This window comes from Mycobacterium pseudoshottsii JCM 15466, from assembly GCF_003584745.1.
GTDB lineage: Bacteria > Actinomycetota > Actinomycetes > Mycobacteriales > Mycobacteriaceae > Mycobacterium > Mycobacterium marinum.
In genome coordinates this window covers 1,456,830-1,470,952 of record NZ_AP018410.1, presented here as the reverse complement: position 1 = coordinate 1,470,952, position 14,123 = coordinate 1,456,830, and the positions used below count along the sequence as shown (strand labels likewise).

11 protein-coding genes, 2 pseudogenes and 1 riboswitch are annotated in these 14,123 nt (G+C 65.5%); of the genes and pseudogenes, 10 read left to right on the top strand and 3 right to left on the bottom strand.

Annotated features, from left to right (window positions below; all coding sequences use genetic code 11):
- The first annotated feature begins 149 nt into the window (after positions 1 to 149).
- The 3 genes from dacB1 (at position 150) to nagA (ending at position 4,111) form a co-directional block, all read left to right on the top strand.
- Entirely contained in the window at positions 150 to 1,397 is a 1,248-nt protein-coding gene (gene dacB1 / locus MPSD_RS06670) for a D-alanyl-D-alanine carboxypeptidase DacB1 (protein WP_012393072.1), read from the top strand.
- A 201-nt stretch (positions 1,398 to 1,598) separates the two neighbouring features.
- Positions 1,599 to 2,948 carry a sugar porter family MFS transporter gene (locus tag MPSD_RS06665; RefSeq protein WP_011739596.1) on the top strand — a complete coding sequence of 450 codons (1,350 nt, stop codon included), beginning with the start codon at positions 1,599 to 1,601 and terminating at the stop codon, positions 2,946 to 2,948.
- Positions 2,945 to 4,111, top strand: coding sequence for an N-acetylglucosamine-6-phosphate deacetylase (gene nagA, locus MPSD_RS06660; RefSeq protein ID WP_086085848.1), 1,167 nt, complete (start codon positions 2,945 to 2,947; stop codon positions 4,109 to 4,111). Before MPSD_RS06665 ends, nagA begins: the two co-directional genes overlap by 4 nt.
- On the opposite strand, the gene yhjD is transcribed toward nagA, so the two are convergent.
- Both yhjD and trpS read right to left on the bottom strand, forming a co-directional pair.
- Positions 4,108 to 5,136 (bottom strand): inner membrane protein YhjD, encoded by a 1,029-nt coding sequence (gene yhjD / locus MPSD_RS06655; RefSeq protein ID WP_036426871.1) that lies wholly within the window; start codon positions 5,134 to 5,136, stop codon positions 4,108 to 4,110. The genes nagA and yhjD overlap by 4 nt on opposite strands.
- A gap of 4 nt (positions 5,137 to 5,140) precedes the next feature.
- Positions 5,141 to 6,159, bottom strand: a pseudogene (gene trpS / locus MPSD_RS06650) (tryptophan--tRNA ligase).
- A 160-nt stretch (positions 6,160 to 6,319) separates the two neighbouring features.
- Here trpS and MPSD_RS06645 point away from each other — a divergent pair.
- Positions 6,320 to 7,117 carry an alpha/beta fold hydrolase gene (locus MPSD_RS06645; RefSeq protein WP_174524142.1) on the top strand — a complete coding sequence of 266 codons (798 nt, stop codon included), beginning with the start codon at positions 6,320 to 6,322 and terminating at the stop codon, positions 7,115 to 7,117.
- A gap of 231 nt (positions 7,118 to 7,348) precedes the next feature.
- On the top strand, positions 7,349 to 8,551 hold the full coding sequence (locus MPSD_RS06630) for an ISAs1-like element IS2404/ISMul1 family transposase (RefSeq protein WP_420811879.1): 1,203 nt from the start codon (positions 7,349 to 7,351) through the stop codon (positions 8,549 to 8,551).
- 21 nt (positions 8,552 to 8,572) lie between these two features.
- Here the strand turns inward: MPSD_RS06630 and MPSD_RS06625 are convergent.
- Positions 8,573 to 9,731, bottom strand: a pseudogene (locus MPSD_RS06625) (NADP-dependent isocitrate dehydrogenase); the annotation flags it as partial.
- A gap of 154 nt (positions 9,732 to 9,885) precedes the next feature.
- Positions 9,886 to 10,005, top strand: a riboswitch (SAM riboswitch).
- 40 nt (positions 10,006 to 10,045) lie between these two features.
- Between MPSD_RS06625 and MPSD_RS06620 the strand changes: the two are divergent.
- The 5 genes from MPSD_RS06620 (at position 10,046) to MPSD_RS06600 (ending at position 14,122) form a co-directional block, all read left to right on the top strand.
- Positions 10,046 to 11,395 (top strand): bifunctional o-acetylhomoserine/o-acetylserine sulfhydrylase, encoded by a 1,350-nt coding sequence (locus MPSD_RS06620; protein WP_086085627.1) that lies wholly within the window; start codon positions 10,046 to 10,048, stop codon positions 11,393 to 11,395.
- Positions 11,396 to 11,406: 11 nt separating this feature from the next.
- Positions 11,407 to 12,546 (top strand): homoserine O-acetyltransferase MetX, encoded by a 1,140-nt coding sequence (metX, locus tag MPSD_RS06615; protein WP_020788455.1) that lies wholly within the window; start codon positions 11,407 to 11,409, stop codon positions 12,544 to 12,546.
- Positions 12,540 to 13,277: a class I SAM-dependent methyltransferase gene (locus MPSD_RS06610; protein ID WP_011739589.1), complete on the top strand. Its 738-nt coding sequence runs from the start codon at positions 12,540 to 12,542 to the stop codon at positions 13,275 to 13,277. The genes metX and MPSD_RS06610 overlap by 7 nt, the downstream gene beginning before the upstream one ends.
- 139 nt (positions 13,278 to 13,416) lie before the next feature.
- Positions 13,417 to 13,764 carry a heme-binding protein gene (locus MPSD_RS06605; RefSeq protein ID WP_015354773.1) on the top strand — a complete coding sequence of 116 codons (348 nt, stop codon included), beginning with the start codon at positions 13,417 to 13,419 and terminating at the stop codon, positions 13,762 to 13,764.
- 61 nt (positions 13,765 to 13,825) lie between these two features.
- On the top strand, positions 13,826 to 14,122 hold the full coding sequence (locus tag MPSD_RS06600) for a hypothetical protein (protein WP_011739587.1): 297 nt from the start codon (positions 13,826 to 13,828) through the stop codon (positions 14,120 to 14,122).
- Position 14,123: the final 1 nt, after the last annotated feature.

The window sequence follows — 14,123 nt, the reverse complement described above, 5'->3', positions numbered from 1 at the left end:
ATTCGGAGAGAGTCAGTAACGATTCTATAGTTATTTGACAGTGTCATACCATTTTCTGACACTGTCAAATAACTATTTATAACTTCCGCCACATCCGTAACAGCGCGGCTCCCCCGGATCGAGGCGGCGATCGCCTAATCTGCACAACGATGTACCTATTACGCGCCGCATCGTGCCTGGCCGCAGCCGTTTTCATGGCGGCCGGGCCGGCTGTGGTGGGCATGCCCGCCGCCCTGCCGTCGGCGTCGGCCGAGCCCAATGCCGAAGCGAACAGCGGAGCCCAGGAGTGCCCATATCGGGTCACCACCCCGCCCGCGGTGGACTCGTCGGAGGTCCCCCAGGCCGGCGAACCTCCCCTGCCGCTGGCGGTGCCCTCGGCGCCGGTCGGCGGCAACGCGCTGGGAGGCTGCGGGATCATCGCGGCGCCGGACACCCCGCCGGTACCCGGCGATGTCTCCGCCGAAGCCTGGCTGGTGGGAGATCTGGATAGCGGCGCCATCATCGCCGCCCGCGATCCGCACGCCCGGCACCGCCCGGCCAGCATCATCAAGGTCCTGGTCGCGATGGTCTCCATCAAGGAGCTGAACCAAAACAAGGCCGTGCCCGGAACCAACGACGACTCGGCGGCCGAAGGCACCAAGGTCGGCGTCAACGCCGGCGGCATGTACACCGTCAACCAGTTGCTGCACGGTCTGCTGATGCATTCGGGCAACGACGCCGCACACGCGCTGGCCATCCAACTCGGCGGCATGCAGACGGCGCTGGAAAAGATCAACATGCTGGCCGCCAAGCTGGGTGGCCGCGACACCCGCGTCGCCACCCCATCAGGCTTGGACGGGCCCGGCATGAGCACCTCGGCCTATGACATCGGCCTGTTCTACCGATACGCCTGGCAGAACCCGATCTTCGCCGACATCGTCGCGACCCGCACCTTCGACTTCCCCGGCCATGGCGAACATCCCGGCTACGAGCTGGAGAACGACAACCACCTGCTGTACAACTACCCGGGCGCGCTGGGCGGCAAGACCGGCTACACCGATGACGCCGGCCAGACCTTCGTTGGTGCGGCAAACCACAACGGCCGGCGCCTGTTCGCGGTGCTGCTACACGGAACTCGCCAGCCGATCGCCCCCTGGGAACAGGCCGCGCACCTGCTGGACTACGGGTTCAGCACCGCCCAGGGCACCCAGATCGGTTCGCTGATCGAACCCGATCCCAGCCTGGTGGCCCCCAAGGAAACTCCCGAAGCGCGCCGCCTCGCCGACGCTCAGGCCGCCGGGCTGGTGTCATCGGCCGACGCCCTGCCGGTGCGAGTCGGTGTCGCGGTGATCGGTGCCATCATCGTGTTCGGTTTGATGCTGGTCGCGCGCTCGCTGAACAACCGGCCGCAGCACTGAAATTCACGGCCGACGGGTTGTTGATTAGCCCCGGCTGCTGTGTCACGGTATCGGGATGACTGCCCTTTGCGAGGATGCCGGCTCAAGCCGGGATGGCGAAGCAATTCGCACCGGCCGCCGCCAATTCGGCTTTGCTTTCACCGATCCGGGCAGCGTTGCTGAGCCGCCCACGGTCCAGGCCACAGCCGGCTGAGCACGGACGTGCAACGGGGCATCCTGGTCGCGCTGACCGCGGCCAGCGTCGGGCTCATCTACGGATACGACCTATCCATCATCGCCGGCGCGCAGCTGTTCATCACCGAAGAATTCGGCCTGAGCACCCACCAGCAGGAGCTGCTGACCACGATGGTGGTGATCGGTCAGATCGTGGGAGCGCTGGGCGCCGGCGTACTGGCCAATGCGATCGGGCGCAAAAAGTCGGTGGTGATGCTGCTCGTCGCCTACACGATGTTCGCGGTGCTGGGCGCGCTGTCGGTGTCGCTACCGATGCTGTTGGCGGCGCGCTTCTTGCTGGGTCTGGCCGTCGGCGTCTCGATTGTCGTGGTGCCGGTCTATGTCGCGGAATCCGCTCCGGCCGCGGTGCGCGGATCGCTGCTCACGGTCTACCAACTCACCACCGTCAGCGGACTCATCGTCGGCTATCTCACCGGGTACCTGCTGGCCGGTACGCACAGCTGGCGCTGGATGCTGGGACTGGCCACCGTCCCCGCAATGCTGTTGCTGCCCTTGTTGATCCGCATGCCCGACACGCCCCGGTGGTATGTGATGAAGGGCCGCATCCAGGAGGCCCGCGCGGCGCTGCTGCGGGTGGACCCCGCCGCCGATGTCGAGGAAGAACTGGCCGAGATCGGCACCGCGTTGAGTGAAGGTAGCGGCGGCGTGTCCGAAATGCTGCGACCGCCCTTTCTGCGCGCCACCATCTTTGTGATCACGCTGGGCTTCTTGATCCAGATCACCGGGATCAACGCCATCATCTACTACAGTCCGCGGATCTTCGAAGCCATGGGCTTCACTGGCGATTTCGCCCTCCTGGGATTGCCGGCGCTGGTTCAGATCGCCGGTGTGGCGGCCGTGATTACCTCCCTGCTGCTGGTGGACCGCGTGGGCCGTCGGCCAATCCTGTTGTCGGGCATCGCCATCATGATCGTTGCCGACGTCGCGCTGATGGCCGTGTTCGCCCGCGGACAGGGCGCAGCGATACTGGGGTTCGCAGGCATCTTGCTGTTCATCATCGGCTACACGATGGGCTTTGGCTCCCTGGGCTGGGTCTACGCCAGCGAAAGCTTCCCCACCCGGCTACGTTCCATCGGGTCGAGCACCATGCTGACCGCCAACCTCATCGCGAACGCGATCGTTGCCGCCGTCTTCCTCACCATGTTGCATTCACTCGGTGGTTCGGGAGCGTTCGCCGTATTCGGGGTGCTCGCGCTGGTGGCGTTCGGCGTCGTCTACCGCTACGCCCCGGAAACCAAGGGCCGCCAGCTCGAGGAAATTCGGCACTTCTGGGAGAACGGCGGACGCTGGCCGGAGAAGCTGACGGAAGCTCCGTGACCCTCATCTGTGCCGGGTCTGTGGTCATCGACGGAGAACTTTGCCGACCCGGCTGGATACGGACGGCGGGCCACAAAATCGCGGATTGCGGCACCGGCACAGCGCCTTTGGCCGACTTCGACTTCCCGGACTCGATCGTGGTGCCGGGGTTCGTCGACATCCACGTGCACGGCGGAGCGGGCGCGTCGTTCGCCGACGCCGACGCCGGTGGCCGGGCCTTGATCCAAGCCAGCGAGTTTCACCTGCGCCACGGCACCACCACGATGCTGGCCAGCCTGGTCACCGCCGCACCCGCGCAACTGCTTTCGGCGGTAGCCAAGCTGGCCGAAGCCATCAGCTCGGGCCGCTCGGGCACCATCGCAGGCATCCATCTGGAGGGCCCGTGGCTGAGCCCCGCACGGTGCGGCGCGCACGACCACACCCAAGTGCGTGCGCCGGACCCCGCCGAAATCGATGCGCTGCTGGCGGCCGCCAACGGCACCATCCGCATGGTGACGCTGGCCCCGGAATTGCCCGGATCCGCCGACACGATAAGGCGCTTCTTGGCCGCCGGTGTGGTGGCGGCCCTCGGGCACACCGATGCGACCTACGAGCAGACCTGCCAGGCCATCGGCCACGGTGCCACCGTCGCCACTCACCTGTTCAACGCGATGGCGCCCCTGGGCCACCGCGAGCCCGGGCCCGCCCTGGCATTGCTGAAGGACCCGGCGGTGACGCTCGAATTGATCGCCGACGGGGTACACGTCCATCCCGCCGTGGTGGCGGCCGTGATCGAGGCCGTCGGCCCCGACCGGGTCGCGTTGGTCACCGACGCGATAGCCGCGGCCGGATGTGGCGATGGCACATATCGTCTGGGATCGGTGCCGATTGAGGTCGAGTCGAACGTGGCGCGGGTGTGTGGCACCCCGACGATCGCGGGCAGCACGGCCACCATGGACCGGCTCTTTCGCGCCGCATTTCGGGCTGGGGCGGGGGCCGCACTCGATGCCGGGGCGTTGGCCGCCGCGGTGCAGATAACCTCGGCGACCCCGGCGCGCGCCGTCGGGCTGGCACGACGGGGCAGCCTGCGGGCCGGCTTTGACGCCAATCTCGTTGTGCTCGATCGCGATCTGCGCGTGGCCGCGGTGATGGCCAACGGCGAGTGGCAGGCCGTCGAGGACTAGCGGCGCCGGCGGAACAGCCGCGATATCGTCAGCGCTCCAACGGCGCCCGCGATCAGCGCGGCCACCGTCTGCCGCACCCCCAGGCCTTCCTCGACCTGTATGCGCGGGCTGATGATCGCGGGGCCGGGTGGCTCAATATGTTCGGAATATGGATCTTTGGTGGCCGCCCACGCGGTGGCGAAGAGCACCAGATAGGCGGTGACATTGGCAAACACCATCAACCCCAACACCGGCCCGAACGCGGCGCCGGCCGGGCTGCGCAGCACCGTTCGCAGGTAGATCGACGCCACCTGTTTGAACAGTTCGAATCCGATGGCGGCCATCAGACCGGCCTGCATCGAGGTGCCCAGACGGCCCGGCTGCCGCGGCAGCCGGGCGATCATCAAGGTGAACATCAACCAAGCCACCAGCACCGATATCAGTATCGAAATCAGTCGGAAGACCACGTTGAAGATCGCAAGCTCAGGTATCCCAAACCAGCTCAGCACCGTGGCCATCGGCCTGAGGTGGCCCAGTGCGGTGAGCGCGATTGTCAGCATGGTCACCAGGAATGTGCCGATCATCGCGGTCAGATCGGAGAGCTTGGTGCGCACGTAGCCCACCCGCTGGACCGGATGAGCCCACATCTCACTGAGCGCCACCCGCAGGTGCGACATCCAGGTCAAGCCCGCCCATGACGCGGTCGCCAGGCCGATCAGGCCGACGGATGCCCGCGCATCGATCGCCGAATTCATCAGCCCGACCAGCTGTTGACTCAAGGCCCCTGAGACCGACTCCCGGATCTTGCCGTCAATCGTCTTGAGCAGGTCGGGATGGCTGGCCAGCACGAAGCCGAATACGGCGAAACCGACCATCAGCAAAGGAAACAACGCGAAAATCGTGTAGTAGGTCAGACCTCCGGCGAAGAAGCCGCCGCGCTGCTCATTGAATCGCTTGGCGGCGCGCATCGCGTGGTCGAACCACCCATACCGGGCTCGCAGCCTGTCCAAAGTTCCTGGTTTGGCCGGCTCAGTCGTCGTGGTCAAACACTTACCCCCGTTGCGGAAGAAAACCCAACCGATCGTAGACACGCTGCACGGTCTTGCTCGCGATGTCGTGGGCCCGTTCGGCTCCTGCCGCGAGCACCGTCTCGAGTTCGCTGAGATCGGCAGTGAGTTCGTCGACACGGGCTTTGATCGGGCTGACGTAGGCGACGACGGCCTCGGCGGTGTCCTTTTTCAGATCGCCGTAGCCCCGTCCCGCGTAGCCGTCCACCAGGGTGTCGATACTGACGCCGCTGACCGCGGACTGAATGCTCAGCAGGTTCGAAACGCCGGGTTTGGCCTCGGGGTCGTAGCGGATTTCGCGTTCGCTGTCGGTCACCGCCGAGCGAATCTTCTTGGCCGACACCGCCGGCGCGTCGAGCAGGCTGATCAACCCGGCGTCGGTGCTGGCCGACTTGCTCATCTTCGACGTCGGATCCTGCAGGTCGTAGATCTTGGCGGTGATCTTGGGGATGAGGACGTCGGGCACCACGAAGGTGTCCGGGAAGCGCCCGTTGAACCGCTGCGCGATGTCGCGCGCCAGTTCCAGGTGCTGACGTTGGTCCCCCCCACCGGCACCAGCTCCGCGTCGTAGGCCAGCACATCAGCGGCCTGCAGCACCGGGTAGGTGAACAGGCCGACCGTCGCGGAATCGGCGCCCTGGCGCGTCGACTTGTCTTTGAACTGCGTCATCCGAGACGCCTGTCCGAAACCGGTGAAGCAGCCCAGCACCCAGGCCAGCTGACTGTGGGCCGGCACGTGGCTTTGCACAAAGATGGTGGCGCGAGCGGGATCGATACCCAGCGCCAGGTATTGCGCGGCGGTGACCAGCGTGCGGCGCCGCAGCGCCTCGGGATCCTGCGGGAGGGTGATCGCATGCAGGTCGACGACGCAGAAGAACGCGTCGTGGTCGTCCTGCAGCGCAACCCACTGGGTGACGGCGCCCAGCGCATTACCGAGGTGAAGTGAGTCAGAAGTTGGCTGCACGCCGGAGAAAATCCGGCGGGATCCGGTCGGGGTGCTCATGGTGTCCCCGATCCTTTCATGCGCAAATTTCGGCGATTCGCAGACACTTGCGATACCGCCGGTACCACCTTGTACTGTCGGTGATATGAGACGTCTGCTTGGCCCTTCACCCTCGGCGCCGACCCGTGCGCCGATCCACTTGGGCTCAGGAGAACCGGTGCTGCTGCTGCACCCCTCCCTGCTGTCCCAGGCGGTGTGGGAGCAAGTGGCCCAGAGATTGGCCGACACCGGCCGCTACGAGGTGTTTGCCCCGACCATGGCCAGCCACAACGGCGGGCCGCGGGCCGGTACCTGGTTCCTGTCGTCGGCGGTGCTGGCCGATCACGTCGAACGTCAGATGGACGAATTGGGCTGGGACAGCGCCCACATCGTCGGCAATTCACTGGGCGGCTGGGTCGCATTCGAACTCGAGCGCCGGGGGCGCGCGCGCAGTGTCACCGACATCGCACCCGCCGGTGGCTGGACGCGGTGGAGCCCGGCCAAGTTCGAGGTGATCATCAAGTTCGTCATGGGCATCCCGCTGCTAGCGCTGGCTTGGCTGCTCGGGCCGCGGGTGATGCGCCTGCCGTTTAGCCGCCGGTTGGCGACCTACGCGATCAGCGCGTCGCCCGACGGCGTCAGCGACGCCGAACTGCTCGGCTGCATCGATGACGTCGCGCACTGCCCCGCCTACCTTCAGCTGCTGGTCAAGGCGCTACTGCTGCGCGGTCTGCGCGAGCTCGCCGAAAATGCCGTCCCGGCGCATCTGGTGATCTGCGGGAAGGACCGCATCATTCCCGCTCCCCGGTACAGCCGCCATTTCACCACCCATCTACCCGACGACCACCGGGTCACCGTGCTCGACAATGTGGGACACGTCCCGATGTTCGAGGCGCCGGCCCGCGTCACCGCGCTGATCAGCGGCTTCATCGAAGAGTGCTGCCCGCACCTCCGCTCCGCCGAACCGCCGGCCAGCTAGCCGTTGCCGGTCAGCCCAGCTTCTTCGCCAAATTCTCGGCGATCGCTTCGAGGAACTCCTCGCTGTTGAGCCAGGCCTGCTGGGGACCCAGGGCTCCGGCGTTGTTGATTAGCAGGCTTGTGAGCTGGGTTGATGATCTTTGGTGCCGCGCTATTGGGGCCGGAGTGTAGGCACGGGCTATCTGGAGAACGATCGAGTTGGTTACTGTTCGTCGTTGGTCTGGAGTTGCCCGTGCCTACCGTTTCAGTATTGCGTGTGTCGTCGGTTCCAGAGGTGTTCGACTGCTGGAGTCCTGGTGAGCGCAGCGAGTTCATCGGATCGGAGTTTCTCGATGTGTTGGCCTCGGTGCCAGACCCGAGGGGCCCACGCGGTCGGAGGTATTCGCTGATGGCTTTGTTGGCGATCGCGGTTCTGGCCACTGCCGCGGGGATGCGCGGCTATGCTGGTTTTGCCACATGGGCGGCCACCGCTCCCGATGATGTGTTGGCCCAATTAGGGGTCCGGTTCCGGCGGCCCAGTGAGAAGACCTTCCGCGCTGTTTTGTCTCGGCTAGACCCCGCCGACCTCAACGCCAGGATGGGCAGTTACTTCACTGCACACGTGGCCAGCAGCGACCCCAGTGGATTGGTGCCGATCGCGTTGGACGGCAAGATGCTGCGTGGTGCTTTACGCGCCAAAGCGACAGCCACGCATCTCGTGTCGGTGTTCGCCCACCGTGCCCGATTGGTGCTCGGTCAACTCGCTGTCGCCGAGAAAAGCAATGAAATTCCCTGCGTACGTGCCCTGCTCACGCTGCTGCCGGGTAGCTTGCGGTGGCTGGTCACCGTGGATGCGATGCATACCCAGGTCGTCACCGCGAAGTTGATCTGCGCCACCTTGAAGTCGCACTACCTGATGATCGTCAAGTCCAACCAAGCCAAAATACTTGCGCGTATCACCGCGCTGCCCTGGGCCGAGGTGCCCACAGCCGCTACCGACGACTCCCGCGGCCACGGCCGTGTCGAGACCCGCACCCTGCAAATCATCACCGCTGCACGAGGAATCGGCTTCCCCTACGCAAAACAAATCATCCGGATCACTCGTGAACGCTTGATCACCGCCACCGACCAGCGCAGCGTGGAGGTGGTCTATGCCATCTGCAGCCTGCCGTTCGAGCACGCCCGCCCTACCGCGATCATGACCTGGATGCGTCAACACTGGGGAATCGAGAACAGCCTGCACTGGATACGCGACGTCACCTTCGACGAAGACCGTCAAAGGGCACATACCGGAAACGGCGCACAGGTCCTAGCAACGCTACGCAACACCGCGATCAATCTGCACCGCCTCAACGGCGCCGACAACATCGCCGAAGCCTGCCGGATCACCGCTTTGACCGCCAACCGCCGCCTAGACCTCCTCAATCCACAATTCCCCAGCTCACAAGCCTGCTAATCAACAACGCCGGAGCCCTGGCTGGGGACCGATCAGGATCGCCAGATCCTTGGTCATCTTTCCGCTCTCCACGGTCTTGATGACGACGTCTTCCAGCGTCTGCGCGAATTGAACGACCTCGGGGGTGTTGTCCAGTTTGCCGCGGTGCGCCAGGCCACGCGTCCAGGCGAAGATCGAGGCGATCGGATTGGTGGAGGTCGGCTGGCCGGCCTGGTACTGGCGGTAGTGGCGCGTGACGGTGCCGTGGGCGGCCTCGGCCTCCACAGTCTTGCCGTCAGCCGTCATCAGCACCGACGTCATCAGTCCCAGCGATCCGTAGCCCTGCGCCACCGTGTCTGACTGGACGTCGCCGTCGTAGTTCTTACAGGCCCAGACGTAGCCGCCCTCCCATTTGAGGCAGGCAGCAACCATGTCGTCGATCAAGCGATGCTCGTAGGTCAGGCCTTCGGCATCGGACCGCTCCTTGAACTCCTCTTCGTAGATTCGCTGGAATTCGTCTTTGAACATGCCGTCATAGGCCTTCAGGATGGTGTTCTTGGTGGACAAGTACACCGGCCATTTGGCGTTTAGGCCATAGGAATAAAGACGCCCGAGCGAAGTCCTGAATGGATTTTCTGAAGTTGTACATGCCCATCACCACCCCGCCGTCCTCGGGGATGGACACCATTTCGTGCACGATCGGCTCGCTGCCGTCAGCGGGTGTGAACGTCAGCGTCACGGTGCCCGGCCGGTCGACTTTGAAGTTCGTCGCGCGGTATTGGTCGCCGAATGCGCGGCGGCCGATGACGATTGGCTTGGTCCAGCCCGGAACCAGCCGCGGAACGTTGGAGATCACGATGGGCTCACGGAAAATCTTGCCCCCCAATATGTTTCGGATCGTCCCGTTCGGCGACAGCCACATCTTCTTGAGGTTGAATTCCCGGACCCTGGCCTCGTCGGGGGTGATGGTCGCGCACTTGACGCCCACACCGTGCTTCTTGATCGCATACGCCGCGTCGATGGTCACCTGGTCGTTGGTGCGGTCCCGGTGCTCGATACCCAAGTCGTAGTAGAGCAGCTTCACGTCCAGATGCGGGAGAATCAGCCGGTCTTTGATGAGCTTCCAGATAACGCGAGTCATCTCGTCGCCGTCGAGTTCCACGACCGGGCCGCTGACCGTGATCTTGGGTTCACCAGACATCTGAGCCCAATTCCTCCCGCGCTGTGAGTTTGGGCGAGCGGTTGCTCATCCGCCCAGATTACAAGGGCTGTTCGCAGGCTCGGGGCATGCGACGGCGATGCCGCCCGCCCAGAGAGTTGGCACGAGCAAGCCGCGATACGGTAGGCTTCAGATCGGTCATGAGCGCCAGCGTCAAGCCCCGGCTTGCTGGCCGGCAACCCTCCAACCGCGGTGGGGTGCCCCGGGTGATGACCAGGTTGAGTAGCCACAGTCGGCTACACGGCAAGCGCGGGTCCGCCATGACGGGCCCCTGAGCAGACAGGGAAAGTAGCCTCATGAGCGCCGAAAACACCAGCACTGACGCAGATCCGACCGCGCATTGGTCATTTGAAACCAAGCAGATCCACGCCGGCCAGCAGCCCGATTCCGCCACCAACGCGCGGGCGCTGCCGATCTACCAAACCACCTCGTACACCTTCGAAAACACGGCGCACGCTGCCGCTTTGTTCGGCCTGGAGGTTCCCGGCAACATCTACACGCGGCTGGGCAACCCCACTACCGATGTGGTCGAGCAGCGCATCGCCGCGCTCGAAGGTGGGGTCGCCGCGCTGTTCCTGTCCTCCGGTCAGGCCGCGGAAACCTTCGCCATCCTCAACCTGGCCGGCGCGGGCGATCACATCGTGTCCAGCCCCCGCCTCTACGGCGGCACCTACAACCTGTTCCATTACTCGCTAGCAAAGCTGGGGATCGAGGTCAGCTTCGTCGACGACCCCGACAACCTGGACTCGTGGCAGGCGGCGGTGCGGCCCAACACCAAGGCGTTTTTTGGTGAGACCATCTCCAACCCGCAGATCGACCTGCTCGACACCCCCGGGGTTGCTGAAGTCGCCCACCGCAACGGGATACCGCTGATCGTCGACAACACCATCGCCACGCCGTACCTGATTCGGCCGTTCACGCAGGGCGCCGACATCGTCGTGCACTCGGCCACCAAGTACCTGGGCGGGCACGGCGCCGCGATCGCGGGTGTGATCGTCGATGGCGGCACATTCGACTGGACGCAGGGCCGTTTTCCCGAATTCACCACACCGGACCCCAGCTACCACGGCGTGGTGTTTGCCGAGTTGGGCGCGCCGGCCTATGCCCTCAAGGCACGCGTCCAGCTGCTGCGCGACTTGGGGTCGGCGGCCTCGCCGTTCAACGCCTTCCTGGTGGCCCAGGGCCTGGAAACTCTGAGCCTGCGGATCGAACGGCACGTTTCCAACGCGCAGCGCGTCGCAGAGTTCCTGGCCGACCGCGAGGACGTCGTCACGGTCAACTACGCCGGACTACCCGGTTCGCCGTGGCATGAGCGGGCAAAGAAGCTGTCCCCCAAGGGAACCGGGGCGGTGCTGTCGTTCGAGTTGGCCGGCGGCGTCGAGGCCGGTAAAGCATTCGTGAATGCGCTCAAACTGCACAGCCACGTCGCCAACATCGGCGATGTGCGCTCGCTGGTGATCCATCCGGCATCGACCACCCACGCCCAGCTGAGCCCGGCCGAGCAGCTGTCCACCGGCGTCAGTCCGGGACTGGTGCGTTTAGCAGTGGGCATCGAGGGTATAGAAGACATCCTGGTCGACCTGGAGCTCGGGTTCGCCGCGGCACGCAAGTTCAGCGGCGATTCACAGGCAGTAGCAGCCATCTGAGGAGCACCGACGTGACGATCTCCGACGTGCCCACCCAAACACTGCCCGCCGAAGGCGAAGTGCGCCTGGTCGATATCGGGTCACTGCGCCTGGAAAGCGGTGCGGTCATCGACAACGTCTGCATCGCGTTGCAGCGCTGGGGCGAGTTGTCCCCCACCCGCGACAACGTGGTGATGGTGTTGCACGCGCTCACCGGTGATTCGCACGTCACCGGCCCCGCCGGCCCCGGGCATTCCACCCCGGGCTGGTGGGACGGGATCGTCGGCCCGGGCGCGCCGATCGACACCAACCGTTGGTGCGCGGTAGCCACCAACGTGCTGGGTGGTTGCCGCGGCTCCACCGGCCCCAGCTCACTTGCCCGGGACGGAAAACCCTGGGGCTCGAGATTTCCCTTGATCTCGGTGCGCGACCAGGTGGAAGCCGACATGGCCGCCCTGGCGGCGCTGGGCATCACCCAGGTTGCCGCCGTGGTCGGCGGATCCATGGGCGGCGCCCGCGCGCTGGAGTGGATTGTCGGCCATCCCGATCGGGTGCGCTCGGCGCTGCTGCTGGCGGTGGGTGCGCGCGCCACCGCTGACCAGATCGGCACTCAGACAACGCAAATCGCAGCCATCAAGGCTGACCCGAATTGGCGAAACGGCGACTATCACGAGACCGGCTGCAAGCCCGAAGCCGGGCTGAAGGTCGCCCGCCGTTTCGCACACCTGACCTACCGCGGCGAGATCGAACTCGACAGCCGGTTCGCCAACGACGGTCAGGGCGGCGAGGATCCCGCGGACGGCGGGCGCTACGCGATCCAGAGCTACCTGGAACATCAGGGCGACAAGCTGCTGGCCCGCTTCGATGCCGGTAGTTATGTGATCCTGACCGAGGCTCTCAACAGACACGATGTCGGCCGCGGCAGGGACGGGATACACGCTGCGCTGCGGGGGTGCCCGGTCCCGGTGGTCGTCGGTGGCATCACCTCCGATCGCCTCTACCCACTGCGGTTGCAGCAGGAGCTGGCCGATCTGTTGCCCGGATGCGCCGGGCTGGAGGTCGTCGATTCCATCCGTGGCCACGACGGGTTTCTGGTGGAGTCCGAGGCCGTCGGTGAATTGATCCACAAGACACTGCGATTGGCCGAAGACCGAAGCTCGCGTCCATGGTGAGCGGGTCCGCCCAGGACCCATCGCTGTCGTTCGGTTCGGCGGCGGCCGCATACGAGCGGGGCCGCCCGTCTTATCCACCCGAAGCGATCGACTGGCTGCTGCCGGCAGGGGCGCGCGATGTTCTCGATCTTGGTGCGGGGACCGGCAAGTTGACGACCCGCCTGGTCGAACGCGGACTCGATGTGGTCGCCGTAGACCCCATTCCCGAGATGCTCGAGGTGCTGCGCGCGTCGCTGCCGAGAACGCTGGCGCTGCTGGGTACCGCCGAAGAGATACCGTTGGAAGACAACAGCGTTGATGCCGTTCTGGTCGCCCAGGCCTGGCATTGGGTGGATCCGGCGCGGGCGATCCCCGAGGTGGCCCGGGTGCTGCGGCCCGGCGGCCGGCTGGGACTGGTGTGGAACACCCGCGACGAGCGGCTCGGCTGGGTACGCGAGTTGGGCCGGATCATCGGGCGCGACAGCGACCCGGTGCGCGACAAAGTCACGCTGCCCGAACCGTTCACGGGTGTGGCGCGCCATCACGTGGAGTGGACCAATTACCTGACCCCGCAAGCGTTGATCGACTTGGTCGCATCGCGCAGCTACTGCATCACCTCACCGGCCGAGGTCCGCACCAAGACCCTCGATCAGGTGCGTGAGCTGTTGGCCACGCATCCGGCGCTGGCCAACTCGGCCGGTCTGGCATTGCCGTACGTCACGGTGTGCGTGAGCGCGACCCTGGCCGCCTAGCCAGGCAGCACCGACACGAAGATCCCGGCCGCCTCCTCCGGCCGGCCTCGCGACCAGCATGGGACTTTCGGCCCTCGTCAGGCAGCTGGTCTGCGCGATGAACTTGATCGCAGTGCTCGACAAACCCGAGGAGGCAGCCATGTCGCTCGCAGCCCCTACCGGATACCGCACGATCGCGGTTGGGATCGCAACCGGGGCGCTGGGCGCCGCGATGCTGCTGGGCAGCGCGGCGATCGCCGTCGCCGATCCCCCACCCAACTGCACGACCGCCGACCTGGCCGGCATCTCCGCCGGCGTTGCCGCCGCGACCTCGACCTATCTGTTCACCCATCCCGATGTCAACGAATTCTTCACCGGGCTCAGGGGGCAGGAACGCGATGCAATGCGTGAGAACGTGCAGAATTACCTCAATGCCAACCCGGACGTGAAAGCCGACCTGGACGGCATCCGTCAGCCCGTGGTCGACTTCAAGGACCGGTGCCAGTAAGCCGAGTCGCCCGTCGTCGCGAGCCGGCACCCCAGCCCGGCCCCGTCGGAAGGAAACCGCCATGCAACTCAGGCGTATCTATCTCTGCACCATCCTCGCGGCTGCCGCCGCTGGTGTGGCGGCGACCCTGGCCGCCTTTCCCGCCAGCTCACCGCACATCCAACCGAGCTCGGCCCCGATCCATGACCTGCCCCTCGATGACCTCGGCATCCCGGGCGTGTCGGTGGACATCGACGCCAAGGTGCCAAACCTCAACTCGGTCGAACAAGTCGTGCCCAACGTCAGCGTGCCGAACATCAACCTGCCCAACGTCAAGGTGAACCCGGGGCATGTCGGTCTGCCGGGGCGTGGGCGCTAGC

Excerpts from the sequence above, each read along its gene's own strand:
- MPSD_RS06620 (WP_086085627.1), top strand. The coding sequence starts at position 10,046 with ATGAGCGCCGAAAACACCAGCACTGACGCAGATCCGACCGCGCATTGG.
- MPSD_RS06605 (WP_015354773.1), top strand. The coding sequence starts at position 13,417 with ATGTCGCTCGCAGCCCCTACCGGATACCGCACGATCGCGGTTGGGATC.
- dacB1 (WP_012393072.1), top strand. The coding sequence starts at position 150 with ATGTACCTATTACGCGCCGCATCGTGCCTGGCCGCAGCCGTTTTCATG.
- MPSD_RS06610 (WP_011739589.1), top strand. The coding sequence starts at position 12,540 with ATGGTGAGCGGGTCCGCCCAGGACCCATCGCTGTCGTTCGGTTCGGCG.
- MPSD_RS06600 (WP_011739587.1), top strand. The coding sequence starts at position 13,826 with ATGCAACTCAGGCGTATCTATCTCTGCACCATCCTCGCGGCTGCCGCC.